This window comes from Clostridium tertium (assembly GCF_017873245.1).
GTDB classification, from domain to species: domain Bacteria; phylum Bacillota; class Clostridia; order Clostridiales; family Clostridiaceae; genus Clostridium; species Clostridium tertium.
In genome coordinates, this window is the sequence record NZ_JAGGJY010000010.1 from 1 (window position 1) to 26342 (window position 26342).

The window sequence follows — 26342 nt, forward strand, 5'->3', positions numbered from 1 at the left end:
ATTAATATTTTAAAATTGACTCTTATATTCATTGTTTTTATTTTTTATTCTTTAATATTAATTTAGTAAGAGATATTTATAGAAAAACTTATATAAATAATTAACTTTATTTTTTTATAGTTAATTAAAAATATTTTACATATTTAATTATAAGTATGAATATTATTTGATAGAGAGAAATAAGTTTAAATATAACGTTAGAAAAGGAAGTGATGAATTGAGGAATGAGGAGGAGATTTTGAAAGTATTGCCTTTAAAAATCAGTAATGAACTAAGAGAAATACTTTTAAAAGAACCTGTCCAAGAAATAAGGATAAAAGTTCATAAGCCAATAATAGTTAATCTAGCATATAAGGAAATAATATTAAAATATGTAACTACAGTTGAGGATATAAAGCAAATTTTGGTTAAGATATCAAATTACTCATTATATGCTTATGAAGAAGAAATAAAGCAAGGATATATTACAATTAGGGGTGGACATAGAATAGGAATAGCAGGGGAATGTGTTTTAGTAAATGGAGAAGTAAGAACTATAAGAAATATATCTTCTTTAAATATAAGAATATGTAGAGAAGTGATAGGATGCTCAAATGAAATTATGAAGTACATAACTAAGGAAGATAGAGTATTTAATACTTTAATAGTATCTCCACCTAAATGTGGTAAAACGACTATTTTAAGGGATATAGCTAAAAATATTTCAACTGGGATGCCTATTGTAAATTTGAAAGGAAAAAAAGTATCTATTATAGATGAGAGAAGCGAGATAGCTGCTTGCTTTAATGGAGTTCCACAGTTGGATGTTGGTATTAGAAGTGATATTTTAGATAATTGCTTAAAAAAAGATGGAATGATTATGGCTATAAGAAGTTTATCTCCGGACATATTAATTTGTGATGAAATAGGAACCGATGGAGATATAGAGGCTCTTCATATGGCATTTAATTCTGGAGTAAATATTATAGTTACTATTCATGGATATAGTATAGAAGATGTTTATAAAAGAAAGGTTTTTAAGGATTTGCTAGAAAATTCCATTTTAGATAGAATAGTTATTTTGAGTAATAGAAATGGAGTAGGAACAATTGAACAAATATATTCAATAGAAATGGAGGGGAAATTTAAGTGCTTAAGATAACAGCAGTTATCATTATTTTTCTATCTTGTACTTATATAGGATTTTACTATGGTGAAATTTTTAAAAAGAGGAGTAAGCAACTTAATTCAATATTAAAATCAGTTTTGTTTTTAAATAATGAGGTAATATATGCAAATACACCTCTTCCAGAAGCTTTGAAATATATTTCGTTAAAGGTTGAAGCTCCTCTAAATTCTATTTTATCAGCAGTTTCTGATAAGCTGTTAAAGGGAGAAAGTACAAGCGTATACGAAGCATTTGAAAGTGAATATAAAAAAAATAAATCTGAATTTAACTTAAATGAAGAGGATAAAAGATTAGTAAATGATTTTTTAAGACCACTTGGAGAGTCAGGAGTTTACGGGCAAGATAAACTATTTAACCTAACAATAGAAAATATGAAATTAAATTGTAGGTCTGCTGAAGAATTAGCAAAGAAGAATGTAAGGATGTATAGAGCTATAGGAGTATGTATAGGTGCTATGATTTCGATTTTTTTAATTTAGTAGGAGGGTAATAAATGCTAGATGTAACTATTATATTTAAAATAGGGGCTATGGGTGTCCTTCTTGTAGTCTTAGAGAAAGTTTTAAAAGCTAGTGGTAAAGATGAAATTGCAACAATAGCCAATATTGTAGGAATAGTAATAATTTTAATTACAGTAATAGGGCTTATAGGAAATCTATTTAATACTGTAAAAACTATGTTTATGCTATAGGTGCTATTATGGATATTATTAAGATTGTTGCCTTTGCTTTTGCTGCTTTATTTATGTTTCTTCTATTTAAAGATAAAAGAAGCGATATATCAACATTAATATCATTATCAGCAGGAGCTATAATTTTCTTGGTTGTAATTACACAACTTAATGATGTAATTTACTTTATAAAAGATATAGCTGATAAAGCTAATATTGATATGGTCTATATAGGAGTTGTTTTAAAAATACTAGCTATAGCATATTTAGCTACATTTTGTAGTGAAATATGTAAAGATGCAGGAGCTGCTAGCATAGCTAATAAGGTTGAATTTTCAGCTAAAATTTTGATATTAACATTAGCAATACCAATACTTATGGCTGTTCTTCAATCAATTTTACAAATATTGTAGGTGTTTTTATGATAAAAAATATTTTCACAAAGAGAATTATATTAGTTATAAGTATAATTATTATAGCTTTTGTATTTCTTCCTAGTAAAAGTGCTTTAGCTAATGAAAAGAATATTAATAAGATAAATATTAATAATGAAACATCTAATGAAGAAATTAAGTTAGAAAATGAGGAAGTTAATAATAAATTAGATTCACTATATAACTATATAAATAATATGAAATCAGATATTGAAATAATGAATGACTTAGATCCAGTTGAATATATTAAGGGATATATAAAAAATGGAGAAGGAAATCTATCTTTTAAAACTATTAGCGATGCTGTTATAAGTTTCTTATTTAAAGAAGTAAAAACTGTACTTGCATTATCAATAAGCATAATAGCAATTGCAATAATATGCTCACTACTTAAAAACTTACAAACTGCATTTTCTAATGAAGGGATATCAAATATAGCATTTTTTGCATGTTATGCATTATTAATAGTTATATTATCTAAAAGTTTTATAGTTTCTATAAATATAGCAACTGATATAATAAAAGATTTATCAGATTTTATGGTAGCTATTTTACCTGTATTAGTTATGATGATTGGAACTGTAGGAGGCTTTACGCAAGCTGCAACTATGGATCCTATAGTAGTTGGAGCAACATTAATTATTCCAAGAATATATACAACGGTAATAATACCACTAATACTTATTACATTTGTTTTAGAATTTGCAAATAATATTTCAACGGAACATAAAATAAGTAATTTATGTAAGCTTACAAAACAAATTACTATATGGCTCCAGGGTATAATTTTAACTATATTCATAGGATTATTAACAGTTAGGGGAATAACAGCATCAACTATTGATGCTGTAACATTAAAAACTGCTAAATTTGCTATAGATAATTTTATACCTATAGTAGGAAAAGCTTTTTCAGATGCTATTGCATCTGTAGCAGGATATTCACTAATAATAAAAAATGCTGTAAGTTCTGTTGGGCTAATTATAATAATACTTATGATGTTGTATCCAATAATAAAATTAGTATTAATTTCATTTGTATATAAATTGACAGCAGCAGTTATAGAACCAATAAGTGATAAACGAATAACAAGTTCAATTGCTGCGGCAGGAGATTCTCTGATACTTATAATGTCCTGTGTTTTATCGGTAAGCCTTATGTTTTTCATATTACTTGGAATTATGGCATCAGCAGGTAAATTTGTTATAGGAGGGTAGAGAGGGATATGGAAGAAATAAAAGGATTTGTAATAACCCTAGTTACTATGCTTATATTAATGACGGCAATTGAGTTTATAGCTCCTGATAACAATATGAAAAAGTATTTAAAATTTGTTTTAGGATTAATACTTATATCTGTTATGTTATCTCCTATAATTTCTTTATTTAGTAAAGGTGAAGAAAGTATTTCTTTGCAGGTGCAAAAGTATATAGAACTTGCTGAAAATGAAAGCGCTGAAGTAAGTAAAGATTATAAGAGTGATAGTGAAAATGTATTTAAAGAAAATTTAGAACAAAACTGTAATAGACTTTTAAAGGAAAAGTTTACAGATAAAGAATTTGTTAGCAATATAGATTGTGAAGTTGATATGAATAACATTAATTACTCCATTGATAAAGTTCAAGTAGGAGTTAAAAATAAAGATGTTTCTAAGATACAAAAGATAATAATAAATACACAGAAAGATAGTAAAAGCGTATCTTCCCAGGATGAAAAAGTAAATAACGAAGATGAAATAATAAGTTACTTAGCAGAAGCTTTAAATGTTTCTAAAGATAAAATAGAAGTATATAAAGTAAATTGATGGGAGTGAGAAAATGGGTAAAGGTGATTGGAAAAAGGAGCTAGCTAACGTTATAAATGATAAAAAGTTTCTAAATGCAGTTTGTATTGCACTAGTTTTAGCTTTTGTTTTGTTAGCTATTAGCTTTTTGACAACTGGCAGAAAAAAAGAAGCAAAACCAACAAGTGTAAACACTACTACACAAAATTCATCTGACATACAAAGTCAATCAGAAGAAACAATGAATAGTTATGAAGCCCAAGAAAAAAAAGAGTTAAAAAATCTTTTAACTAAAATAGAAAACGTAGGAGAAGTTGAGGTAATGATTTACTTTAAAAGTGGAGAAGTAAAGGTTCCCGCAACTGAAAATACTACTCAAGAAGCAACAACAGAAGAAACAGATAATCAAGGTGGAAAAAGAACTAATACTCAACAAACAGATGGAAGTAAAGTTGTTATGGCAGTCGAAGGAAGCAAAAATGAGCCATATATTTTACAGACTAATAAACCAGAGATTAGCGGAGTGGTTATAGTAGCCGAAGGTGCAAGTAGTAGTAAGGTTAAATATGATATACAAGTGGCTGTATCAAGTTTATATGGAATTTCAATAGATAAGGTTAATGTATATCCTATGAAAAATTAGCATATAATTAAATTGAAAAAGAAGATGGGGGGAAATCAAAATGACAAAAAAACAATTTGGTATTATTTTCACACTAATGGCTCTTATAGTATGTGTAGGAGTTATTGCAGCAAAATTAAATAAGACGGGGTTAAATGATCCAACAGATTTTAGCCAAGTAATATCACAAGGAACAGAAGAAAATAAGGATAATGAAAAGAAAGATGATAAGGAAACTTTAGGAACTCAAGATTATTTCTATAGCTTAAGAAGTGAGAGAGATCAAAAAGATGCTGCAACAATTCAACAATTAACTTCATTAAAAAATGATGTAAATACATCTCAAGAACAAAAAGATCTTGCAGATAACGAATTAAGAGAAAAAACTATGGTTATCGATAAAGAAAGCAGAATAGAAGTAAATGTTAAAAATCAAGGATTTGAAGATGTGTTATGTTCTATAGAAGGTAACAAAGTTAGAGTAGTTGTAAAAGCTGATGAAGTAACAGAAGCTGATAGTGCATCAATTCAAGAAATAGCTGAAAATGTTTCTGGAATTAGTGATGTGATAATAGAATCAAAGAAATAATTCATTGTAATATAATTATTGGTTTGATATAATAAACATAAGAAAAAAAGAGTTTTGTCATCAAAACGCTTGGGAGGTAAGTACATGGAAAATAAAAACTATGATGATAATCTAGGGATAGTAAAAATTTCTGATGAAGTTGTTAGCGTAATAGCAGGAATTGCAGCTGAAGAAATTAATGGCGTAGAAGACTTACAACAAATAGGTGGTAACAACATATCACAATTGCTAAAAGGTAAGAAGAATGTAGGAAAAAATGTAAAAGTAACATTAAGCGAAAATAGTGCTATAATAGATTTAAATTTAGCAGTAGAGTATGGTGTGAAAATACCAGAAGTAGTAAATGCAGTTCAAGAAAATGTCAAGAGGACTGTTGAAGCAATGACAGGATTGAATGTTGATTATGTTAATATAAACGTTCAAAGCATTTACTTACCAAAAACTGAAAAAGAAGAAAGTAAGGAAAATTAATTTCACCCTCTGATTTTTCAGAGGGTGTTTTCCTTGTGCTTTAAATAAATTTGTTGTAGTATATTTATGATTAGAAAGTTTTAGAAGGTTAATAATATTAGTAGTAAGAACACTTAGGAGGATAAGATGAATAGAAAAAGATCTAGAGAAATAGCCATGGAATTACTTTTTGGAATGACTTTAAGCAAAAATACATTAGAGGAAACAATAGAAACATTTATAGAAGATTATGAAATGAATTTAAAAACTATAGATTTGGAATATATAAAAGGAATTTTAGCGAAGGTTGAAGAAAATATAAATGTAATAGATCAAAAGATAGAAGAAGCATTAACAAATTGGAAGATAGATAGAGTATCAAAGGTTAATATTTCAATATTAAGATTAGCAATTGCAGAAATGCTTTATGTAGAAGACGTTCCGGAAAAGGTTGCTATAAATGAAGCAATTGAATTAACAAAAAAATATTCAGATGAAAAAAGTGTTTCATTTGTAAATGGAGTTTTAGATAAAGCATTTAAGAGTTTATAAAATGTAGTAGGGGGATTTTTCATGGGGAAAATTATAAATGGTAAAGAAGTTTCAAACGATATAAAAGAAGAAATAAAAGAATACATATTAAAAAGAAAAGAGTTAGGGCTTAGACCTCCAAAGATAGTATCAATTTTAGTAGGGAATGATGGAGGCTCTGTGTACTACATTAATAATCAAGAAAAAGTAGCTCTTTCGCTTGGTTGTAATTTTGAAAAACTATTACTTAACGAAGATATATTAGAAGAGGAACTTCTAAAAAAAATAGAATTATTAAATTCTGATAAAGAAGTCGATGGAATAATATTGCAACTTCCTCTTCCAAAAGGATTAAATGAAAAGAAAATAATAAATACCATTTCCCCAACAAAAGATATAGATTGTTTAACATATATTAATCAAGGCAAATTGTATTGCAATGAAAAAACATATTTGCCTTGCACTCCAAATTCAATAATAACCTTATTAGAAAGATCTAATATTGAACTTGAAGGTAAAAATGTTGTAGTTATAGGAAGAAGTAATATTGTAGGAAAACCAGTAGCACAATTATTATTAAATAAAAATGCTACAGTTACAATTTGTCATTCAAAAACTAGAAGCTTAAAAGAAGTTTGTAAGGCTGCAGATATTATTGTAGTAGCAATAGGAAAACCAAAGTTTTTAACTGATGAATATGTAAATAGTAATTCTATAATAATAGATGTTGGAACATCATCTTTAAATGGTAAAATCACTGGAGATGTAGATTTCGAAAAAGTAGAGCAAATAGTTGAAAAGATAACACCAGTTCCAGGAGGCGTTGGAGCTTTAACAACTACGCTACTTATAAAAAATTCATGTGAGGCGCTAGAGAATAATGAGAATTAAAACTTTAACAGTTAATGAACTTAATAACTACATTAAAAAGACATTAGATAATGATTTTATATTAAATAATCTTTTAGTAAAGGGAGAAGTATCAAATTTAAAATATCATAGTAGTGGACATATATATTTTTCTTTAAAAGATTCAATAAGTAAAATTAATTGTGTTATGTTTAAAAGTAATAGTGCGGATCTAGACTTTAAATTAACTGAAGGAATGGAAGTTATAGCTAATGCTAGGTGTTCTATTTATCCAGGAACAGGATCACTTCAATTATATATAGAAAAGTTACAAAAAGAAGGAATTGGCGAACTACATATAAAATTTGAAAAGCTTAAGAAAAAACTTCAAGATGAAGGTTATTTTGATGAACAGTATAAAAAAGAAATACCTAAAATGCCTAAAAGAATTGGGGTTGTAACATCAGAAACTGGAGCAGTTATAAGGGATATAATAAATGTTTCAAAAAGAAGAAGTAGTTTAATTGATATTGTTTTATATCCTGCTTTAGTTCAAGGGGAAGGCGCTTATAAAACAATAATTAATGGAATTAAGTATTTCAATGATACTAAAAGTGTTGATGTTATAATAGTAGGTAGAGGTGGAGGTTCCATAGAAGAATTATGGAATTTTAATGAGGAAGAGTTAGCTAAAGAAATATTTAAATCTAAGCTTCCAATAATTTCAGCTGTTGGTCATGAAGTTGATTTTACAATATCTGATTTTGTAAGTGACTATAGAGCATCAACTCCATCACAAGCTGCTGAAATTGCTGTACCACTAGAAAGTGATATAATGTATGAAATAGATAACTATAACAAAAGAATAAATGAAATAGTATTTAATAAATTTAGTTATGAAAAAGAAAAATTATCGAACTATAAAAAAATATTATCTTTAAACAGTCCAGAAGTAATTTTATCTAATTCTTATTTGGAACTAGATAGAATAGAAGATAGAATGAAAAAATTAGTTTTTAATAAAATAGAAAAAGAAAAGCTTAAAATTAAATCGTTAAATGATATTTTAGAAGCTCATAACCCAATAAATGTATTAAAAAAAGGATATACAATTGTTGAAGATAATCAAAAAAATATAATTTCATCTAAAGAAGAAATAAAGGATTTAGATGAATTTAATATAATATTTAAAGATGGAAAAGTTAAAGGAAAAATTATTTCCATGGATTAAGGAGTTGAAGAGTTTATGGCAAAAAAAGAATCTTATGATGATATGGTTAAAGGCCTACAAACTATTTTGAATAATATGGAAAATAATGAACTTCCACTTGAGGATTTAATGAAAGAATACGAAAGTGGAGTTAAACTTATTAATAAATTATACAAAACACTAAATTCTTTAGAAGGAAAGCTAACAACAATAAAAGAAAATATGGAAGTGGAGCTAAAGAATGAGTAATATTATAGAAAAACATAGAGATTTTATAAATAAGTATTTAAATGTATATTTTAATGATAAAGGAAGTTATAATAAAATTATATATGATTCAGCAAGTTATAGTTTAAATATAGGAGGTAAAAGAATAAGACCTATATTATTTTTATTGACTTATGGATTATACAAAGAAAATTATAAAGACGTAATAGAAATGGCCTCAGCAATAGAAATGATTCATACCTATTCTCTTATACATGATGATCTTCCATGTATGGATAATGATGATTTAAGAAGAGGGATGCCGACTAATCATAAAAAATTTGGTGAAAATATAGCTGTATTAGCAGGAGATATGTTATTAAATGAAGCAATGAGTTTAATGATAAAATTTTCAATAAAAAATGGAGCTAAAGCATTATTAGCATCAAGGGAAATAGCAGAAGCAGCAGGACCAGAAGGCATGATAGGCGGGCAAATCGTAGATGTTATAAATGAGGGGAAATTAATATCTAAAGAAGAACTTCTTTATATGCATAGTAAAAAAACTGGAGAATTAATAAGGGTATCTATTATAGCAGCAGCTATTCTTGCAGATGCTCCTAAAAAAGATATAGAAATACTAAATGATTTTGGATTAAAGCTTGGTTTAGCTTTTCAAATTAAGGATGATATATTAGATATAACAGGGGATATTTCAAAGCTTGGTAAAAATACTAAAAGCGATGAAAATAATAATAAGTCCAATTTTATATCTTTATTTGGTTTAGAATATTGTGAAAGAGAATGCGAAAATTTAACAAAAGAATGTATTGAATTGTTGAAAGGCCTTTCTGTAGAATCGATAAATTTGCAAACAATAACTTTAGATTTATTAAATAGAGAATCTTAATAGAAAGAAAGGTTTAATTATGGGTAAAATATTAGATAAGATTACTTCTCCTGGAGAAGTCAAAGAGTTATCAAATGTTGAATTAGAAGTACTTGCTGGAGAAATTAGAGAATTTTTAATAGATAGCGTTTCTAAGACAGGAGGGCATCTAGCTTCTAATTTAGGAGTTGTGGAGCTAACTATAAGTCTATTTAAAAGTTTTAATTTAGAAAAAGATAAAATAGTATGGGATGTTGGTCATCAAAGCTATGTTCATAAAATACTTACAGGTAGAAAAGATCAATTTAATAATCTTAGAAAGTATAATGGATTAAGTGGATTTCCAAAGAGATGTGAAAGTAAATATGATGCTTTTGATACAGGACATAGTAGTACGTCAATATCTGCTGCATTAGGAATGGCAAGAGCCAGAGATATTAAAAATGAAGATAATCAAGTTGTTGCAGTTATAGGCGATGGAGCATTAACTGGTGGTATGGCTTTAGAGGCATTAAATGATGTAGGATTTAAGAAAACAAAAATGATTGTTATTTTGAATGATAATCAAATGTCTATATCACCTAATGTTGGTGGATTATCAACACATTTAAATAACTTAAGGATGGAACCTAGATATAACAAACTAAAATCAAATATAAATGAAACCTTAAGTAATTCTAATGCAGGTAAAAAATTAGCAAGTTGTATATCAAGATTTAAAGATAGCATTAAACAATTTGTAGTACCATCTATGCTTTTTGAAGATATGGGATTAAAGTATATAGGACCTATAAATGGACATGATATAGAAACGATGACGGAAGTATTAGAAAAGGCAAAACAAATTGATGAACCTGTTATAATACATGTAGTTACAAGTAAAGGAAAAGGTTATGAACTAGCAGAAAAAAATCCAAATAAGTTCCATGGAGTAAGCCCGTTTGATTTAGAAAGTGGAGAAGCATATATTCCAAGTGAAAGATCATATTCGAAGGTATTTGGTGATGCTATGCTAGATTTAGCAAAAGAAGATGAGAGAATAGTTGCAATAACTGCTGCCATGCCAGATGGAACGGGACTTAAGGGCTTTGCAAAAGAGTTTCCAAATAGATTTTTTGATGTAGGAATTGCAGAAGCACATGCAACAACTCTTGCAGCAGGTCTTGCAAGTGCAAACTTAAAACCTGTTTTTGCTGTATATTCTACGTTCTTGCAAAGAGCCTTTGATCAATTAATTCATGATGTATGTATTCAAAATATGCCAGTTATTTTTGCAATAGATAGAGCAGGATTAGTAGGAGAAGATGGAGAAACTCATCAAGGAATGTTTGATTTATCTTATTTATCTCAAGTTCCCAACATGACAGTTTTAGCTCCTAAACATTTAAATGAAATAAAGGTTATGCTAAAATGGGCTTTTACACAAAATGGCCCAGTAGCGATAAGATACCCTAGAGGTACAGATTGCTGTAATGAAATGAATCCATTAACAGAAATAAGTTATGGTAAATGGGAAAGGATTGTAACTGGAGAAAAGATTGCTATAATTGCAGTTGGAAAAATGCTTCAACATGCATTATTAGCTAAAGAAATATTAAAATCTAATGGAATTAATCCTACAATAATAAATGCTACATTTGTAAAACCATTAGATAATAATATGCTAGAGAATCTAGTAAAAGAAGGCTATGATATAGTAACTATTGAAGATAACATAATAAATGGTGGATTTGGTAGCTATGTTTTAATGAAGCTGTATGAACTAGGCTTTAGAAATAAATTTAAAGCATTAGGATTTAAAGATAAGTTTGTTCCACAGGGGAATGTAGATTTATTATATAAAGAAAATAAATTAGATCCAGAAGGAATAGCAGAAGCTATCATAGAACTTAACAAATAAAGGAGATAAAGATGTCTGGGAAAAAAGAGAGATTAGATATACTTTTAGTTGAAAAAGGCATATTCACATCAAGAGAGCGTGCTAAAACTAGTATAATGGCTGGTAAAATATTTGTAGACGGACAAAGAGTTGATAAGGCTGGAGAAAAGATTAATGTTGATGCAGATATTATATTCAAAGGGCAAGAGATACCATATGTAAGTAGAGGTGGATTAAAGCTTGAAAAAGCTATAAAGGAGTTTGGAGTAAGCTTAAAAGATAAGGTGTGTATGGATATAGGAGCTTCTACTGGTGGATTTACTGATTGTATGTTACAAAATGATGCAAAAAAAGTATTTTCAATTGATGTTGGATATGGACAGTTTGCTTGGAAGCTTAGAACAGATTCAAGAGTTGTATGTATGGAGCGTACAAATATAAGATATGTAACTCCTGAAGATTTAGGTGAATTAACAGATTTTGCTTCAATAGATGTATCATTTATTTCATTAAAGAAAATAATGCCTGCTACTTTAAGTTTATTAAACGAAAGTGGGGAAGTTGTAGCTTTAATAAAGCCTCAATTTGAAGCTGGAAAAGAAAAAGTAGGGAAAAAAGGTGTAGTTAGGGATATAAATGTTCATAAAGAAGTAGTTTTAGACATAGTAGAATTTTTAATTAGTCAAAACCTAAATATTTTATCTGTAAGCTATTCTCCAATTAAAGGACCAGAGGGAAATATCGAATATTTAGTTTACTTTACTAAAGATAAAAATAAGGAATCAACATTTACCATAGATGATATAGAAAAAATAGTAAATGAATCTCATAATTCACTATAAAATATATTGATAATAATTTTTGTTTAAGGCTTCAAGAAATAACTTGAAGTCTTAAATGAACCTTACATTATATATTAGGCACAGTATAAGGGGGGAATGATTATGAAGAAAGTTGCCATTGCAATCAATCCATCTAAAGATGAAAAGAATGAAATTGCTATGAAAGTAAAAGAAAAGCTTTATAAATATTTTAATAATATAGAAATAATTATGTTAAATAGTTATGATATAATAAACTATGAATTTAAGGAGCTACTTGATCTTATAATAGTATTAGGTGGAGATGGAACTATCTTAAGTGTTGCTAGAGGTATAAATGGGAAATTAAATGTACCTATTTTAGGAATTAATATTGGAAATTTAGGGTTTTTATCAAGTATAGAAGTTTCTGAAATGGATAAAGCTTTTTTAAAATTAAAAGAAGGTAATTATATTTCTCAAAAAAGGATGCTATTAACATGCGATTTACCTTTAGAAGACATAAAAAATGAATCATTAGCTCTAAATGATATAGTTGTAGCAAGAGGAACATTATCAAGAATGGTGAAGTTTCAAATATTTATAGATGGTAAAAGATATTATAATTTTAAAGGTGATGGTTTAATTATAGCAACACCTACTGGATCAACGGCATATTCATTTTCAGCTGGAGGACCCTTTATTTATCCCGATGTAGATGTAATTACTATAACTCCAATTTGTCCTCATCCGCATGGAATGCAGACAATAGTTTTAAATAGTGGTAGTGAAATTGAAGTTAAAGCAGAAAATGAAGATGAAGAAGTGTATATAACTTTCGATGGTCAAAAAGCTATTAAGACAACCAATCAAACTATAATAAAGATAAAAAAAGCAAAAGAATATGCAAACATAGTTTTATTTGATGATTATGATTATTTTAAAGTACTACGGGCAAAAATTCTAAATAACTGGAAAGAATGTGAAGGTGATTAATTTGAAATCAAAGAGGCATAACAAAATATTAGAGATAATTAGTGAAAAAGAAATAGAAACACAAGAGGAGCTTGCAGAAGAGTTAAAAATAGCTGGATTTGACGTAACCCAAGCAACAGTTTCTAGGGATATAAAAATACTAAAGCTAATAAAGATGCAAGGTGCTTCAGGAAATTACAGATATGTTGCATCATCTAAGGAATCTAAGGATATTAATGATAAGTTATCTAGCATTTTATCTAATGCAGCTGTATCAGTAGAAAATGTAGATAAATTTGTTGTTGTAAAGACACTAACTGGATCTGCTATGGCAGTTGCTGAAGCAATAGATACATTATTTGATACAGAAGTCGCAGGAACAATTGCTGGAGATAATACAATTTTTATATTAGTAAGAAATTTAGATAAAGCTGAAGAATTAGTAGAGAAAGTTAGAAAAATGATTTTATAAAATTAAAGGTGATATAATATGTTATTACAATTAAATATAAAGAACTTTGCTTTAATTCAGGAACTAAGTGTTGAATTTGGAAAAGGGTTTAATATATTATCCGGAGAAACAGGTGCTGGTAAATCTATATTAATTGATACTATAGATTATGTTTTAGGCGGAAAATTTTCAAAAGACTTAATAAGATATGGCGAAGAAAAAACTTTTGTTGAAGCAATATTTTCAATTGAAAATGAAGAACTTATTGAAGTTTTAAAAGAGTTAGATATTGATGATGAAGAAATATTAATAATTTCAAGAGAAACAACTTTATCTGGAAAAAGCATAATAAAAGTAAATGGAAAATCAGTAGTACTTTCATATCTAAGAAAAATAAGAGAAAAACTTTTAGATATACATGGGCAACATCAAAATCAAAATTTATTAAATAGAGCGTTTCACATATATTATTTAGATGACTTTATAGGAGAGGAATTAAATCCATATTTAGAGGAATTTGAAAATTTAAGAAAAGAGCAAAATTTAATTTTAGAAAAAATAAAAGAGTTAAATGGGAATGCAGATAGAGAAAAACTAGTGGACTATATAAAATTTCAAATTGATGATATAGAAAAGGCTAAATTAAAAGTTGGTGAGGAAGAAAGCTTAAATGAGGAATTTAATTTACTTTCAAATGCAGAAAAAATTTCTTTAGCATTAAGTAAAACTTATTCTATTTTAGATAATCCAATGGAAGGTATTTCAGTTATTGAAGGAATATCAAAAGCTGTTAATGAATTATCTATAGTTGAAAAGCATTTTGAAAAATTAATAGATAAAAGAGAAAGAATGGAAGAAGCTCTTTATACTTTGGAAGAGATTTCAAGGGAAGTAAGAGATTTATCATCTGAAATTTATTATGACGAATTTGAATTAGAAAAGATAAATTCTAGAATATATGAAATTAGTTTATATAAGAAAAAGTACGGGGAATCAGTAGAAGAAATTTTAAATTATTTAGAAAAATTAAAATTACAATATGATGAACTTATTAATTCTGAAGAAATAATTAAAGAATTAAATTTAAAAAAAGAAAAATTGGAAGATGAAATGAGACAAGTTTCTGAAGAAATGCATAATATAAGAGAAAAGAATTCTGTGAATCTTGAAGAAAAAGTAAAGTATGAATTATCTTATATTGGAATGGAAAAATCAGAAATTAAAATATCAATAGAAAAAAGTAAAAACTTTAATTCAAGAGGTTTTGATGAAGTTATTTTTCTAATTTCTACAAACCCAGGAGAACCTTTAAAACCATTAGAAAAAGTTCTTTCAGGTGGTGAGCTTTCAAGAATTATGTTAGCTCTTAAATGTGTTTTTGTGGATAAAGACAAAATACCAACGCTTATTTTTGACGAAATAGATACTGGAATAAGTGGAACTATTGCTAAAAGAGTTGGAGAAAAAATGTATGAAGTGTCTACCAAACACCAAGTATTGTGTATAACACATTTACCTCAAATAGCAGCACTTTCTGATTGTCACTATTTTGTATCAAAAAAGGTTGAAAATGAAAAAACATATACACAAATTAGAACGTTGGATAAGTACGATAAAGTTAAAGAAATTGCAAAGATGACTAGTGGCGATGAAGTGAGTGATGTTACTTTAGAAAATGCTTCAGAAATGGTTGCTTTTGCAGATCTTAAAAAACAAGAAATATTAAAAAGTTATTCATAAATAAGATACATAACTTAATAAAAAATGAATACACTAAAATCATGGTTATTTACCATGATTTTATTTTTTTATATTTTTCAAGTTATATCTTTAAAATTTTTAACGTTTTTAACAAACTTAATACAGCATATAAGAATGCAGATGAGGGAAAGTTAAATACAGAAGCAAAGGAGGAGATGATATGAGGATGAAAAAGTTAAAATATTTAGGCGTAATAATAACTCCAATGTTGATTCTGGGTTTGATTACTTTCTTTAGTTTAAGTAGTATTCCAGAAAAAATATATGTAAATGAAGCTGCCTCAACTTCTGATGTAGTATTATCAGATAATATATTTATGAAGAACAGCAAAATAAAGAAGGATAAGCTTCAAGTAAAACTTTTAGGATTTATTCCTGTTAAGTCGGTAGCAGTATCTAAAGTGAATGACTTGGAGGTATATCCAGGTGGAACAAGTGTAGGAATAAAATTATCAACTAAAGGTGTTTTAGTTGTAGGACATTCTGATATAGAATCAGTAGAAGGTAAGGTTGAAAGTCCTGCCAAAAATTCTGGTATAGAACTTGGGGATGTACTTATAAAGATTAATGGAGAAGAAATACAAAGTTCAAAGGATTTATCAAAAAAAATTAAAAACCTTGATAATTCTAAAATAAATGTTGATTATATTAGAAATGGTAATATAGAAAACAAAGAAATAGACTTAGAAAAAGAAAATAATGAATATAAATTAGGACTTTGGGTTAGGGATTCAACTGCAGGTATAGGCACATTAACATTTTATGATAAGAATACTTCAATATTTGGAGCTTTAGGGCATCCTATAACAGATGGTGATACTAATAAACCTTTTATAGTAAGAAATGGAGATTTACTAAATTCTTCAGTGATAAGTGTTAGAAAAGGTGAAAAAGGTTCACCTGGAGAGTTGAAAGGCTTATTTGTTAACGAAAAAGAAAGTTTAGCAACAATAGAAAAAAATACAGAAGCTGGTATATTTGGAGAAGCAAGTGCTGATTTAGTAAACTCTGCTTTTAATAAACCTTTGAAAGTAGGATTTAGAAATGAAATAAAAGAAGGAGCAGCAAAAATTATAACAACAATAGATGAAAATGGACCTAAAATGTATGATATAGAAATAGTAAAATTATTACCTCAGGAGGAGCCTGGACCTAAGAGTATGGTAATAAAAGTTACAGATGAAGAACTTTTAGAAAAAACAGGTGGAATAGTTCAAGGAATGAGTGGAAGTCCCATTATTCAAGATAATAAATTAGTTGGAGCAGTAACTCATGTATTAATAAATAAACCAGATGTAGGTTATGGGATATACATTGAATGGATGTTAAAAGATGCAGGAGTAATTGAATAAAAAATTAATAAATTTGAATAGTTTTATAATACAAAAAGTGTTATAATTATATAAAATAATAAGAGTACTAATTGTACTCTTATTATTTTTACTGTCAGAAAAATGAAATTTATCTATATAAAAAATAAATATTATAATAAAATTTTGAAAAAAATGTAAAAAAACTATTAAAACCAAATAAATTGTGTTATAATGATATTAAATTAATCTTGAAAAGGATTGTTTTTTTCTGTTATGTCTATATATAATGGTTATAGATGAATTTTAAAAGATAAATTTTTAAAAGAACTTAATATGTACTCGAATTAATTGGAGTATTTTGGGAAGATGGGGGAGAGAAGTATGAATGATTCAAAAATTTCAGTTTTAATAGCTGATGATAACAAGGAGTTTTGCAGTATCTTAAATGATTATTTATTAAATCAAAGGGATATTATAGTTACTGCAGTTGCTAAGGATGGAAGGGAAGCCTTAGCTCTTATCGAGGAAAAGCAACCAGATTTAGTAGTTTTAGATATAATAATGCCACATTTAGATGGTTTAGGAGTTCTTGAAAAATTAAATTCAATGAATTTAGAAAAAATGCCAAGAATAATAGTTCTTTCTGCAGTTGGTCAAGATAAAATTACGCAAAGAGCTATTACTTTAGGTGCTGATTATTATGTTGTAAAACCATTCGATATGGATGTTTTCACTAAGAGAATAAGAGAAATGTTTAATGGATCTTCAAATGATGTTGTTAGAAAGCAATCTGCTGTAGTAGAACAAGAAGTTAAACATCAATCTAAAGGTCCAGTAGATTTAGAAACTGAAATTACAAACATAATTCATGAAATTGGAGTGCCAGCTCATATTAAAGGATATATGTATTTAAGAGAAGCTATTACAATGGTTGTTAACGATATGGAACTATTGTCTGCTGTTACAAAAGAATTATATCCATCAATAGCTAAAAAGTATAATACAACAGCTTCAAGAGTTGAAAGAGCTATAAGACATGCAATAGAAGTTGCTTGGGGCAGAGGTCAAGTTGATGCTATAAATAAACTATTTGGCTATACAATACACAATGAAAAGGGTAAGCCAACAAATAGTGAATTTATTGCAATAATAGCTGATAAGCTAAGACTTAAGAATAAAGTTAGCTAATAGCAGAAGAAAATTAGTAAAATGACTGTTGAACAAGTAATTTGAAAAAGTCAAATCTATGTTGTTTATAGCAACAAAGTGTATTTGATACCAATAAATAAATATTAAGTTAAGTATATAGAACACTTTCTATCAGTTGAGTTTATTCTAGTTGATTAGGAAGTGTATTTATTTTTAGATTTATTAAGAGAAGTAAGTTGACTATTATCTTATATCTGAGATTGAGAGATTCAAAATTTAAATAAGAAATTAAATAATTTATTAAATTATAAAGAAGGTATGTAATAAGAGATGTGTTTTATAATGAATACATCTCTTTTTCGTTAAAAATATTTACTTAATTTGTTCAGATTAATAAAGAATAGCATGAAATAATTGATTTTAAGTTTAAAGCAAATAAGATAATTGTTGGATCTATATATTAAAAGTTATGATATAATATTTATAATATAGTTTAAATTTAATATGGTATAACAAAGTTAAAAAAAGTGTATTGATTTATAAGGAGAAATATAATGATTTTAAATGAAGAAATATTAAATGAAAAGTTAATTCATAAAGGAAATTTTATGGATTTTGTAAACATTGATGTAAAGTTACCTAATGGAAAAAATGCCAATAGAGATGTTATAAAACATCCAGGAGCCTGTGCAGTTATAGCATTTTTAGATTCAGAAAATATAATATTAGTAGAACAATTTAGATTACCATTAAATAAAACATTATTAGAAATACCAGCAGGTAAACTTAATAAAAAAGAAGATCCAATGGATTGTGCAAAAAGAGAGCTTCAAGAGGAAACTGGATATGTTGCAAAAGAAATAGAATATTTAGGATCTATTGCAACGGCACCTGGATTTTGTGATGAAATTATACATTTATATAAAGCTTGGAATTTATCTTTAGGAGAAAAAAATGAAGATGAGGATGAGTTTACAAGTGTAAAAGTATTAAATATAAATGATCTTAAAGAAATGATAAAAAAGGGTGAAATAATTGATGGTAAAACTATAAGTGTACTTTCATACTTATAAATTTTATTATGATAAAAATAAATGGAGAAAAGCTATTTTTATAGCTTCACTCCATTTTTTTATTTTTTTAATAAAAAAAATATTTTACATATATTCAATTATGAATAATAAGGAAACTTTAAACATATTATGTTCTATAGCAACTATGGAGGAGGAATAATATGAATTTAATAGAAAAGTTGAATTCAAACTTTAGAGAAAATAAAATATTCTATTTACTTGTACTAACTTTTTTCTTTGTAGGTATATTACTAGGTTCATATACCATAAAATATATGGATGGAGTAGATGCAAAGGATTTAGCTGATTACTTTACAGGATTCATTAAAAGTATAAATGTTGAAGAGGTAAAAACAAATGAATTGCTTATAAGCATAATAAAAAATAATATAATAATCATATTACTTATAATAGCACTAGGATTTACTGTCTTTGGAGCGCCGATAATTTTAATAATAGACCTAATAAAGGGATTTACTTTAGGTTATACCTTTAGTTTTTTATTAACTACATTTGATGGAAAAGGTATTTGGATTGCTCTAACATCGACAGTTCCACAAAACATATTTTATATACCTTTTTTTATAGGTATAAGTATTATTTCTTTAGAGTTATCTTCAGTGAAGTTAAAAGAAAAGTTTTTTAATGGAATTGGAAGTAGTAAGTTGATGTTAAATGGACTAGTAATGAAATTAAGTTTCTTTGTTATCCTATTTGCCATAGGGGTTATAATTGAGTGCTATATGAGCCCAGGGTTAATAAGAATGGTAGTAACGAAAGTTTATAAATTAACCTAATCCAATGAAAATAAAGAAGGAATAAGAATTTTTTTGTCGAATTAATAATGTATTAGGATAGGGGAGAATTATGAAAGAAATTGTGAATAATTATAAGGAAGCTTTATTAAAAAGTCATAAAAGTGAAAACACTGTTTATGCCTATGTAACTGACGTAAACTTATATGTTAAGTATTTAAAAAGTAAAAATATGAGTATTGATGAAACGGATAATGTATCAGTACTTGGTTATATACAATACTTGCTTAGCCAAGGTAAGTCAGAAAGATCAATAAACAGAATAGTTATAAGTCTTAGAAGTTTTTATAATTATCTAAAAGATCAAAAAGTTGTAAGTGAAATACCTAAGATATACTATAAGAATACAACTACAACTAAAAAGTTGCCTGAGATATTAACTATAGATGAGGTAGACAGAATAATTAAAATTGTAGATAAAGATTGCAATAAGGGAATAAGGGATAATGCTTTATTAGAGCTTATGTATGCTACTGGAATGAAGGTTTCAGAGATAATTGGATTAAATGTTTATGATATCAATTTAGAATTAAACTTTGTAAAATGTCATGATAATAAAAATTATGAGAGGCTTATTCCAATTGGAAGAAGTGCAACAGAAGCTTTGAAGGAATATTTAAAAATAAGAGATCAAGTTGCATCTGCAGGAGTTGAAACCTTATTTGTTAATTTAAATGGAAATCATTTAACAAGACAAGGTGTATGGAGAATAGTAAAAGAATATTCTCATAAAGCAGGAATTAAAAAAGAAGTCAATTTAAATACTTTTAGACACTCTTTTGCGGTACATTTATTACAAAATGGAGCTAATGTAAGAGCTGTGCAAAAACTTTTAGGAAATCAAGTTCTAACTTATATGGACACATATTATGAAATAATTAATAATGATAAAATAAATATTGTATATAAAAACTCTCATCCTAGAGCATAATAATAGGGAATATTTAATATGGCATCTTATAATTTTAGAAGTAAGATAAATTGAGAATGTTAAATAAAAAATAATGAATATACAATGGCTACTAAAAATTTAGAAAAGTAAACTGGTTATTGCAATATAGCAAATTAAATAGATAAAAGTTTAAAAATAATATACTAAAGTAGGAGGTCATGTTCTTATGAGAATGTATGACATTATATTAAAAAAAAGAAAAGGTCTAGAATTATCTAAAGAAGAAATTGAGTTTTTTGTAAATGGATTTACAAAGGGAGAAGTGCCAGACTATCAAGCATCAGCATTACTTATGGCTATATTCTTTAATAAGATGAATAAAAGAGAAACTGCGGATTTAACTATGGCAATGGTTAATTCAGGAGATAAGATTGATTTATCTTCAATAAATGGAGTGAAGGTAGATAAACACTCTACTGGTGGAGTTGGTGATAAGACTAGTATTTGTTTAACACCTCTAGTTGCATCACTTGGAGTTCCAGTTGCTAAAATGTCAGGTAGAGGATTAGGTCACACTGGTGGAACTATTGATAAATTAGAAGCATTTAATGGATTTTCAGTAGAACTTTCTGAAGAAACATTTATAAATAATTCAAATACAATAGGAATAGCATTAACTGGTCAAACAGGTAACATTGCTCCAGCTGATAAGAAAATATATGCTCTTAGAGATGTTACAGCAACAGTAGATAATATGTCATTAATAGCATCAAGTATAATGAGTAAGAAAATTGCTTCAGGAGCAGATGCTATAGTATTAGATGTAAAAGTTGGAGATGGAGCATTTATGAAAACTCCCGAAGATGCTAAAGCTCTAGCAAGAGAAATGGTTGATATAGGAAGTTCAGTAGGAAGAAAAACTATAGGTGTAATTTCTGACATGGATCAACCTTTAGGATATGCAATAGGTAATTCTCTTGAAGTTAAAGAAGCTATAGAATTATTAAAAGGAAATGGACCTAAAGATTTATTAGAATTAACATTAACTTTAGGTAGTTATATGCTTGTTTGTGGAAAGACAGCAAGAAACTTCGAAGAAGGTAAGGCATTATTATTAGAAAATATTAATAATGGTAAAGGACTAGAAAAGCTTAAGGAATTTGTAAAAGCCCAAGGTGGGGATGCAAGTCTTATAGATGATACTGATAAATTCCCTAAAGCAAAATATGTAGTTGAAGTAAAAGCTGCTCAAAGTGGTGTGATTTCAAAAATAAATGCAGAAGCCTTTGGTTTAATTGCAATGGAACTTGGAGCAGGAAGAGAAACAAAAGAAAGTATAATAGATCTATCTGTAGGTATAGTTTTAAATAAAAAAAGAGGAGAAATAGTCAAAGAGGGGGATATACTGGCTTATATTCATAGTAACGATGAAAGTAATATAGAAAAAGCTAAGAATGATATAATTAAGAACATGATTATATCTAACTCTCTAGATAAGGAAATTCCTTTAATATACGATATTGTAGAATAAATAAAAAAATATGATAATAAGAATTTAGTTCTTTTTATCATATTTTTATTTTTATTGGTAATAATAAGCTTTGAAGGGAGGCAATATGATGAATAAAAAATTTATGAATAAAGTTGTCGCAATTGTTTTAAGCTTATTATCTATATCTGTAGTACCAGTAAAAGCAGATGTAGAACCATATGATACTTCAATAGAAACTTATGAAGAATGGACTACAGAGGTTTTTAGTGATGAAGGAATAAATGTAGATGCCAAATCAGCATTATTAATAGAGCCAAAAAGTGGGAAAATTCTTTATGAGAAAAACATCGATGAAAAATTTGCACCAGCATCTGTAACTAAAATAATGACTATGCTTTTAACTATGGAAGCTGTAGATAGTGGAAAAATAACATTACAAGATAAGGTAACATGTAGCGAAAATGCTAAAAAGATGGGTGGAAGCACAATGCTTCTAGATACAGGAGAAATAAGAACTGTAGAAGAGTTAATAAAAGGTGTTGCCATTGCATCGGGTAATGATGCTGCTGTAGCATTAGCTGAATATTTAGGCGGAACAGAAGATGCTTTTGTAGAAATGATGAATAAAAGGGCTCAAGAATTAGGTATGGCTAATACAACATTCAAAAATTGTAATGGCTTACCTATAGAAGGTCATTTATCTACTGCAAGAGATATATCAATAATGTCATTGGAGCTTTTAAAGCATCCAACAATATTAAAATATTCAGGAATTTATATGGAAACTATTTCTGAAGGAAGAAAATCACCTATAGAATTAGTTAATCATAATAAGCTTGTAAGATTTTTTGAAGGTTGCGATGGATTAAAGACAGGATATACTGAAGAGGCAAAATATTGTATTTCTGCAACAGCTACTAGAAATGGTGTTAGAATGTTATCTGTTATTATGGGTGCACCAACATATAAAGTAAGAAATAGGGATGCAGGAATGCTTTTAAATTATGGATTCTCTAAATTTGAAGGTAAAAAGCTTTTATCAAAAGATGAAGATGTAGAAAACATTTATTTAAGTAAACAAACTGATAAATTCTTGGTTGCTAGGGCAAAGGAAGATTTAGTGGCAATAGTACCAAAAGGAACAAATGCAGAATTAGAAAAGAGAATAGTAATTGACGAAGTTAAAAAGGAATATAAGCAAGGGGATATTGTAGGTAAATGTGAAGTTTATCTTGGAGAAGAAAAAATTGGGGAAGTAGAATTATATTCAGATAGAGATATAAAACTTGGCGGAATATTTGAAAACTTCAAGTTCAATATGAAAAACATGTTTAGAAAAGGCGTATAGTATAAAGTAATTGCATCTTTAAATACATATGGCAAAATATCGGATATTAAGTACAGATACTTATATCCGATATTTTTCATTTTTTCACTATTTTGCATCGCAAAATAAAACAAAGGTTGTTCTTTACTATTAAAATTGATATTATATATTGGAAGGAATATAGTGTTATCAAAGGCGGATGATATTTATGGAAATGCCCAAAGTAAAGGTAGCAAATTTTGAAGGTCCATTTGACTTGCTGCTGCATTTAATTAAAAAAAATGAAATGGATATTTATAATGTAGAAATATATAAAATTACTAGTCAATATTTAAAATATTTAGATGATATGAAAATTATGGATTTAGAAATTACATCTGAATTCATAGTAGTTGCGGCTACTCTTATAGAAATAAAATCTAAAAAACTATTACCTAATATTAAAGTTTCAGAAGAAAATGAAGAAGATATAGAAAAAAATCTTATGGAAAAGCTTATAGAATATAAGAAAATTAAAGGTGCTGCATTATTCTTTAAAGAAAAGTACATAAATTCTGGAGACATATATACAAAGAAACCAGAAATAATTGAAGAAATTAAAAGTGATAAAAAAGAAGAAGACATATTTAAGAATATTACGTTACTTGATCTTTATAATATTTATAATAAATTAATAGAAAATTTCCTTATGAAGCAAAATAAGGAAAATATAATTCAAAGAAAAATTTATATAGATAAATATAAGATTGAAGATAAAATGGACGAGCTATTACGTAATATTGAAGAGGAAAGAATTGTAAAATTCAGAGATATAATAAGAGAGAGCGAATGTAAGCTAGAAGCGGTAGTAACATTTTTAGCACTTCTTGAACTTATAAAACTTAGGATGATTAAAGCCTATCAAAATGACAATTTTGATGACATATTAATTGAAAGGAGAAAAATAGGTGAGTAAAACTGAAGTTGAGCAATATGAATTTGAAGAAGTTTCATCAAAACCTAAAATAAAATCTGCAATAGAAGCATTATTATTTGTAAGTGGAGAACCTTTAACTATTAAGGATTTAAGTAATTCTATAGAAGTTTCACCTAAAACAATATCAAATATTTTAAATGAAATGATTTTAGATTATGAAGAAGAAAAAAGAGGAATAAAACTAATATCAATAAATGGAGAATATCAATTAGTTACAAAGGCCGAAAATAGCGATTATATACAAAAATTATTAAAGAAAAATAAAAGACAATCTTTATCACAAGCTTCTTTAGAAAGTTTAGCTATAATTGCCTATAAGCAACCTATAACAAGAGTTGATATAGATGAGATAAGAGGAGTAAAATCCGAAAGTGCCATCCATAAATTATTAGAAAAAGATTTAATTAAAGAAGTTGGTAGGTTGGAGGTTCCAGGAAGACCTATTTTATTTGGGACAACTGAAGAGTTTTTAAGACAATTTGGATTAAAAGAATTAAATGAGTTGCCATCTTTAGATTTGTATTCAGAAAAAGATGAAGAAACAATAGAAGCTATGAATGAAATAATTAAGGAAATATAATAGGTAGCCACGAAAGAGACATCTTAAAAATATGAACTGGATTTATAATAAATTGCAAGATGTGATTAGAAATATAACACCAAATAAGAATAAACAATTCTTATTTGGTGTTATTTGCTTAAAAATAAATGGAAAGTTCTGATTTTCAAGCATCTACTTAAAAAAACTCTAGAATAAATTATTAGATGATGAGTCACTATCATCACATGGGTTAGAATCACATGGATTATTTTCAACATCAAGATTTTTATCTTGTGCCTTCTTCTTGTCATGATTAAAGCAGCCTTTAATCATATCAATAATTTGAGGAACAGAATCTACAATTCTATCATATGTATTATTTTGATCAACAGGAAGAAGTCTTACAGCATCATCTCTAAGAACTAAAAATGCAACAGGTTTAACTGTGACACCAGCTCCAGAACCACCACCAAAAGGATGTTTAGCATCTTTATCAGGGGATGGCTTACATTGGTTTCCAAATTCACTTCCACCAGATGCAAAACCGAATGTTACTTTTGATATTGGTATAATGTAACTACCATCACGTGTTTCTACAGCTTCACCTATAACAGTATTAACATCTATCATATCTTTTAGATTTTCCATAGTACTTTTCATTAAATTTTCAACAGGATGTTCATTTGACATAATATACCTCCCTATTCGGGAGTCACCTCCTCAATTTCAAAAGATTTATACATTAAATATAATATATATATAATATTAGCAACATTAAAGTAAAATATACTAGTTATACCAAAATATATAGTATTAGTATTGAATTTAGGGATAATATTAAGCTTTATATCTTTAACTTTAAAAGCTTTTTCTAATATTAATCTAAGTAAAGTAGGAGTATTACATAACAAGCCATAAAGAATTGCGCAATATGCAGCATCATCAATACCAAAAGTTAAATGACCATCTATTTTTATAAGAGGTTTAAATTTATTACAAGAAATATTAGAATATAACTTTCGTATAGATATTTTTTTTATAATTTTTTTGCGCTTAAGGGGAGAAGGCTTAATGGCTTTTTTATTTTTATATTTTATTGTAGTTTCTTTTTTAAAATCTATATTAGTTTTATTAATAAGTTTTTTTAATAATTTATTTTCAATACCATTATTTGATGAAAAAATATTTAAGTTAAATATTTTTAATTTAAATATACCTTCGTTAAAACTAATTTTAGTTTTCATTGGAATAGGAAAAATAAGTAGTAACATAATAATTAAAAGTGTTAATATTAAAGCCATTTTCACACTCCTTTCTAAACTATTCTAATAATTACCATAATGAAAAATAAAAAAATAGCAAAAAAATGTTTAAAAAATAACTTTTAGAACAAACTACTCATAGATGGTTAATGTAGAGGGTGATTTTATGAAAGTTTTAAAAAAAGTTATTTTTACTATTTTATTAGTATTATTGACATTACAATGGAATATTTAT

Annotated in this window: 30 protein-coding genes; 28 read left to right on the forward strand and 2 right to left on the reverse strand. The window is 27.3% G+C overall.

From position 1 onward, the window contains the following. Positions 1-217: 217 nt before the first annotated feature. The 28 genes from spoIIIAA to scpB all read left to right on the forward strand — a co-directional run bounded on the left by spoIIIAA (position 218) and on the right by scpB (position 24884). On the forward strand, positions 218-1141 hold the full coding sequence (gene spoIIIAA, locus J2Z25_RS11440) for a stage III sporulation protein AA (protein WP_209740798.1): 924 nt from the start codon (positions 218-220) through the stop codon (positions 1139-1141). Beyond that, positions 1129-1647 (forward strand): stage III sporulation protein SpoIIIAB, encoded by a 519-nt coding sequence (gene spoIIIAB / locus J2Z25_RS11445; protein ID WP_008679138.1) that lies wholly within the window; start codon positions 1129-1131, stop codon positions 1645-1647. The genes spoIIIAA and spoIIIAB overlap by 13 nt, the downstream gene beginning before the upstream one ends. A 14-nt stretch (positions 1648-1661) precedes the next feature. After that, complete coding sequence (gene spoIIIAC, locus J2Z25_RS11450) at positions 1662-1859, forward strand: stage III sporulation protein AC (RefSeq protein ID WP_008679136.1); 198 nt, start codon at positions 1662-1664, stop codon at positions 1857-1859. A gap of 8 nt (positions 1860-1867) precedes the next feature. Further along, entirely contained in the window at positions 1868-2251 is a 384-nt protein-coding gene (gene spoIIIAD, locus J2Z25_RS11455) for a stage III sporulation protein AD (protein ID WP_209740624.1), read from the forward strand. An 8-nt stretch (positions 2252-2259) separates the two neighbouring features. Then, entirely contained in the window at positions 2260-3489 is a 1230-nt protein-coding gene (gene spoIIIAE / locus J2Z25_RS11460) for a stage III sporulation protein AE (protein WP_209740625.1), read from the forward strand. Positions 3490-3497: 8 nt separating this feature from the next. Beyond that, positions 3498-4076, forward strand: coding sequence for a stage III sporulation protein AF (gene spoIIIAF, locus J2Z25_RS11465; protein WP_142690184.1), 579 nt, complete (start codon positions 3498-3500; stop codon positions 4074-4076). A gap of 13 nt (positions 4077-4089) precedes the next feature. Continuing rightward, positions 4090-4698, forward strand: a complete 609-nt coding sequence (gene spoIIIAG, locus J2Z25_RS11470; protein ID WP_008679127.1) for a stage III sporulation protein AG — start codon at positions 4090-4092, stop codon at positions 4696-4698. A gap of 40 nt (positions 4699-4738) precedes the next feature. Continuing rightward, a complete protein-coding gene (locus J2Z25_RS11475) occupies positions 4739-5266 on the forward strand; it encodes a SpoIIIAH-like family protein (protein ID WP_008679125.1) in 528 nt (175 codons plus the stop codon). Between the two features lie 84 nt (positions 5267-5350). Beyond that, positions 5351-5737 (forward strand): Asp23/Gls24 family envelope stress response protein, encoded by a 387-nt coding sequence (locus J2Z25_RS11480; RefSeq protein WP_008679124.1) that lies wholly within the window; start codon positions 5351-5353, stop codon positions 5735-5737. 126 nt (positions 5738-5863) lie between these two features. Next, positions 5864-6268 carry a transcription antitermination factor NusB gene (nusB, locus tag J2Z25_RS11485; RefSeq protein WP_209740628.1) on the forward strand — a complete coding sequence of 135 codons (405 nt, stop codon included), beginning with the start codon at positions 5864-5866 and terminating at the stop codon, positions 6266-6268. Between the two features lie 21 nt (positions 6269-6289). After that, positions 6290-7138: a bifunctional 5,10-methylenetetrahydrofolate dehydrogenase/5,10-methenyltetrahydrofolate cyclohydrolase gene (locus J2Z25_RS11490; RefSeq protein ID WP_209740630.1), complete on the forward strand. Its 849-nt coding sequence runs from the start codon at positions 6290-6292 to the stop codon at positions 7136-7138. Next, positions 7128-8327, forward strand: a complete 1200-nt coding sequence (xseA, locus tag J2Z25_RS11495; protein WP_209740632.1) for an exodeoxyribonuclease VII large subunit — start codon at positions 7128-7130, stop codon at positions 8325-8327. Before J2Z25_RS11490 ends, xseA begins: the two co-directional genes overlap by 11 nt. Before the next feature lie 15 nt (positions 8328-8342). After that, on the forward strand, positions 8343-8555 hold the full coding sequence (xseB, locus tag J2Z25_RS11500) for an exodeoxyribonuclease VII small subunit (protein WP_008679120.1): 213 nt from the start codon (positions 8343-8345) through the stop codon (positions 8553-8555). Then, positions 8548-9423 (forward strand): polyprenyl synthetase family protein, encoded by an 876-nt coding sequence (locus J2Z25_RS11505; protein ID WP_008679119.1) that lies wholly within the window; start codon positions 8548-8550, stop codon positions 9421-9423. Before xseB ends, J2Z25_RS11505 begins: the two co-directional genes overlap by 8 nt. 19 nt (positions 9424-9442) lie before the next feature. After that, positions 9443-11302, forward strand: a complete 1860-nt coding sequence (dxs, locus tag J2Z25_RS11510) for a 1-deoxy-D-xylulose-5-phosphate synthase (RefSeq protein WP_209740634.1) — start codon at positions 9443-9445, stop codon at positions 11300-11302. Positions 11303-11313: 11 nt separating this feature from the next. Continuing rightward, a complete protein-coding gene (locus J2Z25_RS11515) occupies positions 11314-12123 on the forward strand; it encodes a TlyA family RNA methyltransferase (RefSeq protein WP_209740636.1) in 810 nt (269 codons plus the stop codon). Between the two features lie 102 nt (positions 12124-12225). Continuing rightward, a complete protein-coding gene (locus J2Z25_RS11520; RefSeq protein ID WP_008679116.1) occupies positions 12226-13077 on the forward strand; it encodes an NAD(+)/NADH kinase in 852 nt (283 codons plus the stop codon). Position 13078: 1 nt separating this feature from the next. After that, positions 13079-13528 carry an arginine repressor gene (locus tag J2Z25_RS11525; protein ID WP_035285282.1) on the forward strand — a complete coding sequence of 150 codons (450 nt, stop codon included), beginning with the start codon at positions 13079-13081 and terminating at the stop codon, positions 13526-13528. A gap of 18 nt (positions 13529-13546) precedes the next feature. Further along, complete coding sequence (gene recN / locus J2Z25_RS11530; RefSeq protein ID WP_209740638.1) at positions 13547-15247, forward strand: DNA repair protein RecN; 1701 nt, start codon at positions 13547-13549, stop codon at positions 15245-15247. Positions 15248-15428: 181 nt separating this feature from the next. Beyond that, a complete protein-coding gene (spoIVB, locus tag J2Z25_RS11535) occupies positions 15429-16619 on the forward strand; it encodes a SpoIVB peptidase (protein ID WP_209740640.1) in 1191 nt (396 codons plus the stop codon). Positions 16620-16961: 342 nt separating this feature from the next. Further along, a complete protein-coding gene (spo0A, locus tag J2Z25_RS11540) occupies positions 16962-17768 on the forward strand; it encodes a sporulation transcription factor Spo0A (protein ID WP_008679108.1) in 807 nt (268 codons plus the stop codon). A gap of 515 nt (positions 17769-18283) precedes the next feature. Next, positions 18284-18802, forward strand: coding sequence for an NUDIX domain-containing protein (locus J2Z25_RS11545; protein WP_209740643.1), 519 nt, complete (start codon positions 18284-18286; stop codon positions 18800-18802). A 161-nt stretch (positions 18803-18963) separates the two neighbouring features. Next, entirely contained in the window at positions 18964-19599 is a 636-nt protein-coding gene (gene spoIIM, locus J2Z25_RS11550; RefSeq protein ID WP_008679105.1) for a stage II sporulation protein M, read from the forward strand. 70 nt (positions 19600-19669) lie between these two features. Continuing rightward, a complete protein-coding gene (locus J2Z25_RS11555) occupies positions 19670-20548 on the forward strand; it encodes a tyrosine-type recombinase/integrase (RefSeq protein WP_008679103.1) in 879 nt (292 codons plus the stop codon). Positions 20549-20735: 187 nt separating this feature from the next. Then, entirely contained in the window at positions 20736-22040 is a 1305-nt protein-coding gene (locus J2Z25_RS11560) for a pyrimidine-nucleoside phosphorylase (RefSeq protein WP_209740645.1), read from the forward strand. 88 nt (positions 22041-22128) lie between these two features. Continuing rightward, positions 22129-23349 (forward strand): D-alanyl-D-alanine carboxypeptidase family protein, encoded by a 1221-nt coding sequence (locus J2Z25_RS11565; RefSeq protein WP_209740647.1) that lies wholly within the window; start codon positions 22129-22131, stop codon positions 23347-23349. Positions 23350-23536: 187 nt separating this feature from the next. Further along, on the forward strand, positions 23537-24283 hold the full coding sequence (locus tag J2Z25_RS11570; RefSeq protein WP_008679097.1) for a segregation/condensation protein A: 747 nt from the start codon (positions 23537-23539) through the stop codon (positions 24281-24283). Beyond that, entirely contained in the window at positions 24276-24884 is a 609-nt protein-coding gene (gene scpB, locus J2Z25_RS11575; protein WP_008679095.1) for an SMC-Scp complex subunit ScpB, read from the forward strand. The genes J2Z25_RS11570 and scpB overlap by 8 nt, the downstream gene beginning before the upstream one ends. Positions 24885-25052: 168 nt before the next feature. Here scpB and ytfJ read toward each other — a convergent pair whose 3' ends face one another. Together ytfJ and J2Z25_RS11585 are read right to left on the reverse strand one after the other, a co-directional pair. Beyond that, complete coding sequence (ytfJ, locus tag J2Z25_RS11580) at positions 25053-25535, reverse strand: GerW family sporulation protein (protein WP_008679092.1); 483 nt, start codon at positions 25533-25535, stop codon at positions 25053-25055. An 11-nt stretch (positions 25536-25546) separates the two neighbouring features. Continuing rightward, positions 25547-26146 carry a DUF2953 domain-containing protein gene (locus J2Z25_RS11585; protein ID WP_209740649.1) on the reverse strand — a complete coding sequence of 200 codons (600 nt, stop codon included), beginning with the start codon at positions 26144-26146 and terminating at the stop codon, positions 25547-25549. Positions 26147-26342: the final 196 nt, after the last annotated feature.

What these genes read in the sequence shown, in the direction of transcription:
- spoIIIAC (WP_008679136.1), top strand. Translation starts at nt 1,662, where the DNA reads ATGCTAGATGTAACTATTATATTTAAAATAGGGGCTATGGGTGTCCTT.
- spoIIIAD (WP_209740624.1), top strand. Translation starts at nt 1,868, where the DNA reads ATGGATATTATTAAGATTGTTGCCTTTGCTTTTGCTGCTTTATTTATG.
- spoIIIAE (WP_209740625.1), top strand. Translation starts at nt 2,260, where the DNA reads ATGATAAAAAATATTTTCACAAAGAGAATTATATTAGTTATAAGTATA.
- spoIIIAF (WP_142690184.1), top strand. Translation starts at nt 3,498, where the DNA reads ATGGAAGAAATAAAAGGATTTGTAATAACCCTAGTTACTATGCTTATA.
- spoIIIAG (WP_008679127.1), top strand. Translation starts at nt 4,090, where the DNA reads ATGGGTAAAGGTGATTGGAAAAAGGAGCTAGCTAACGTTATAAATGAT.
- J2Z25_RS11475 (WP_008679125.1), top strand. Translation starts at nt 4,739, where the DNA reads ATGACAAAAAAACAATTTGGTATTATTTTCACACTAATGGCTCTTATA.
- J2Z25_RS11480 (WP_008679124.1), top strand. Translation starts at nt 5,351, where the DNA reads ATGGAAAATAAAAACTATGATGATAATCTAGGGATAGTAAAAATTTCT.
- nusB (WP_209740628.1), top strand. Translation starts at nt 5,864, where the DNA reads ATGAATAGAAAAAGATCTAGAGAAATAGCCATGGAATTACTTTTTGGA.
- J2Z25_RS11490 (WP_209740630.1), top strand. Translation starts at nt 6,290, where the DNA reads ATGGGGAAAATTATAAATGGTAAAGAAGTTTCAAACGATATAAAAGAA.
- xseA (WP_209740632.1), top strand. Translation starts at nt 7,128, where the DNA reads ATGAGAATTAAAACTTTAACAGTTAATGAACTTAATAACTACATTAAA.
- xseB (WP_008679120.1), top strand. Translation starts at nt 8,343, where the DNA reads ATGGCAAAAAAAGAATCTTATGATGATATGGTTAAAGGCCTACAAACT.
- J2Z25_RS11505 (WP_008679119.1), top strand. Translation starts at nt 8,548, where the DNA reads ATGAGTAATATTATAGAAAAACATAGAGATTTTATAAATAAGTATTTA.
- dxs (WP_209740634.1), top strand. Translation starts at nt 9,443, where the DNA reads ATGGGTAAAATATTAGATAAGATTACTTCTCCTGGAGAAGTCAAAGAG.
- J2Z25_RS11515 (WP_209740636.1), top strand. Translation starts at nt 11,314, where the DNA reads ATGTCTGGGAAAAAAGAGAGATTAGATATACTTTTAGTTGAAAAAGGC.
- J2Z25_RS11520 (WP_008679116.1), top strand. Translation starts at nt 12,226, where the DNA reads ATGAAGAAAGTTGCCATTGCAATCAATCCATCTAAAGATGAAAAGAAT.
- recN (WP_209740638.1), top strand. Translation starts at nt 13,547, where the DNA reads ATGTTATTACAATTAAATATAAAGAACTTTGCTTTAATTCAGGAACTA.
- spoIVB (WP_209740640.1), top strand. Translation starts at nt 15,429, where the DNA reads ATGAGGATGAAAAAGTTAAAATATTTAGGCGTAATAATAACTCCAATG.
- spo0A (WP_008679108.1), top strand. Translation starts at nt 16,962, where the DNA reads ATGAATGATTCAAAAATTTCAGTTTTAATAGCTGATGATAACAAGGAG.
- J2Z25_RS11545 (WP_209740643.1), top strand. Translation starts at nt 18,284, where the DNA reads ATGATTTTAAATGAAGAAATATTAAATGAAAAGTTAATTCATAAAGGA.
- spoIIM (WP_008679105.1), top strand. Translation starts at nt 18,964, where the DNA reads ATGAATTTAATAGAAAAGTTGAATTCAAACTTTAGAGAAAATAAAATA.
- J2Z25_RS11555 (WP_008679103.1), top strand. Translation starts at nt 19,670, where the DNA reads ATGAAAGAAATTGTGAATAATTATAAGGAAGCTTTATTAAAAAGTCAT.
- J2Z25_RS11560 (WP_209740645.1), top strand. Translation starts at nt 20,736, where the DNA reads ATGAGAATGTATGACATTATATTAAAAAAAAGAAAAGGTCTAGAATTA.
- J2Z25_RS11565 (WP_209740647.1), top strand. Translation starts at nt 22,129, where the DNA reads ATGAATAAAAAATTTATGAATAAAGTTGTCGCAATTGTTTTAAGCTTA.
- J2Z25_RS11570 (WP_008679097.1), top strand. Translation starts at nt 23,537, where the DNA reads ATGGAAATGCCCAAAGTAAAGGTAGCAAATTTTGAAGGTCCATTTGAC.
- ytfJ (WP_008679092.1), bottom strand. Translation starts at nt 25,535, where the DNA reads ATGTCAAATGAACATCCTGTTGAAAATTTAATGAAAAGTACTATGGAA.
- J2Z25_RS11585 (WP_209740649.1), bottom strand. Translation starts at nt 26,146, where the DNA reads ATGGCTTTAATATTAACACTTTTAATTATTATGTTACTACTTATTTTT.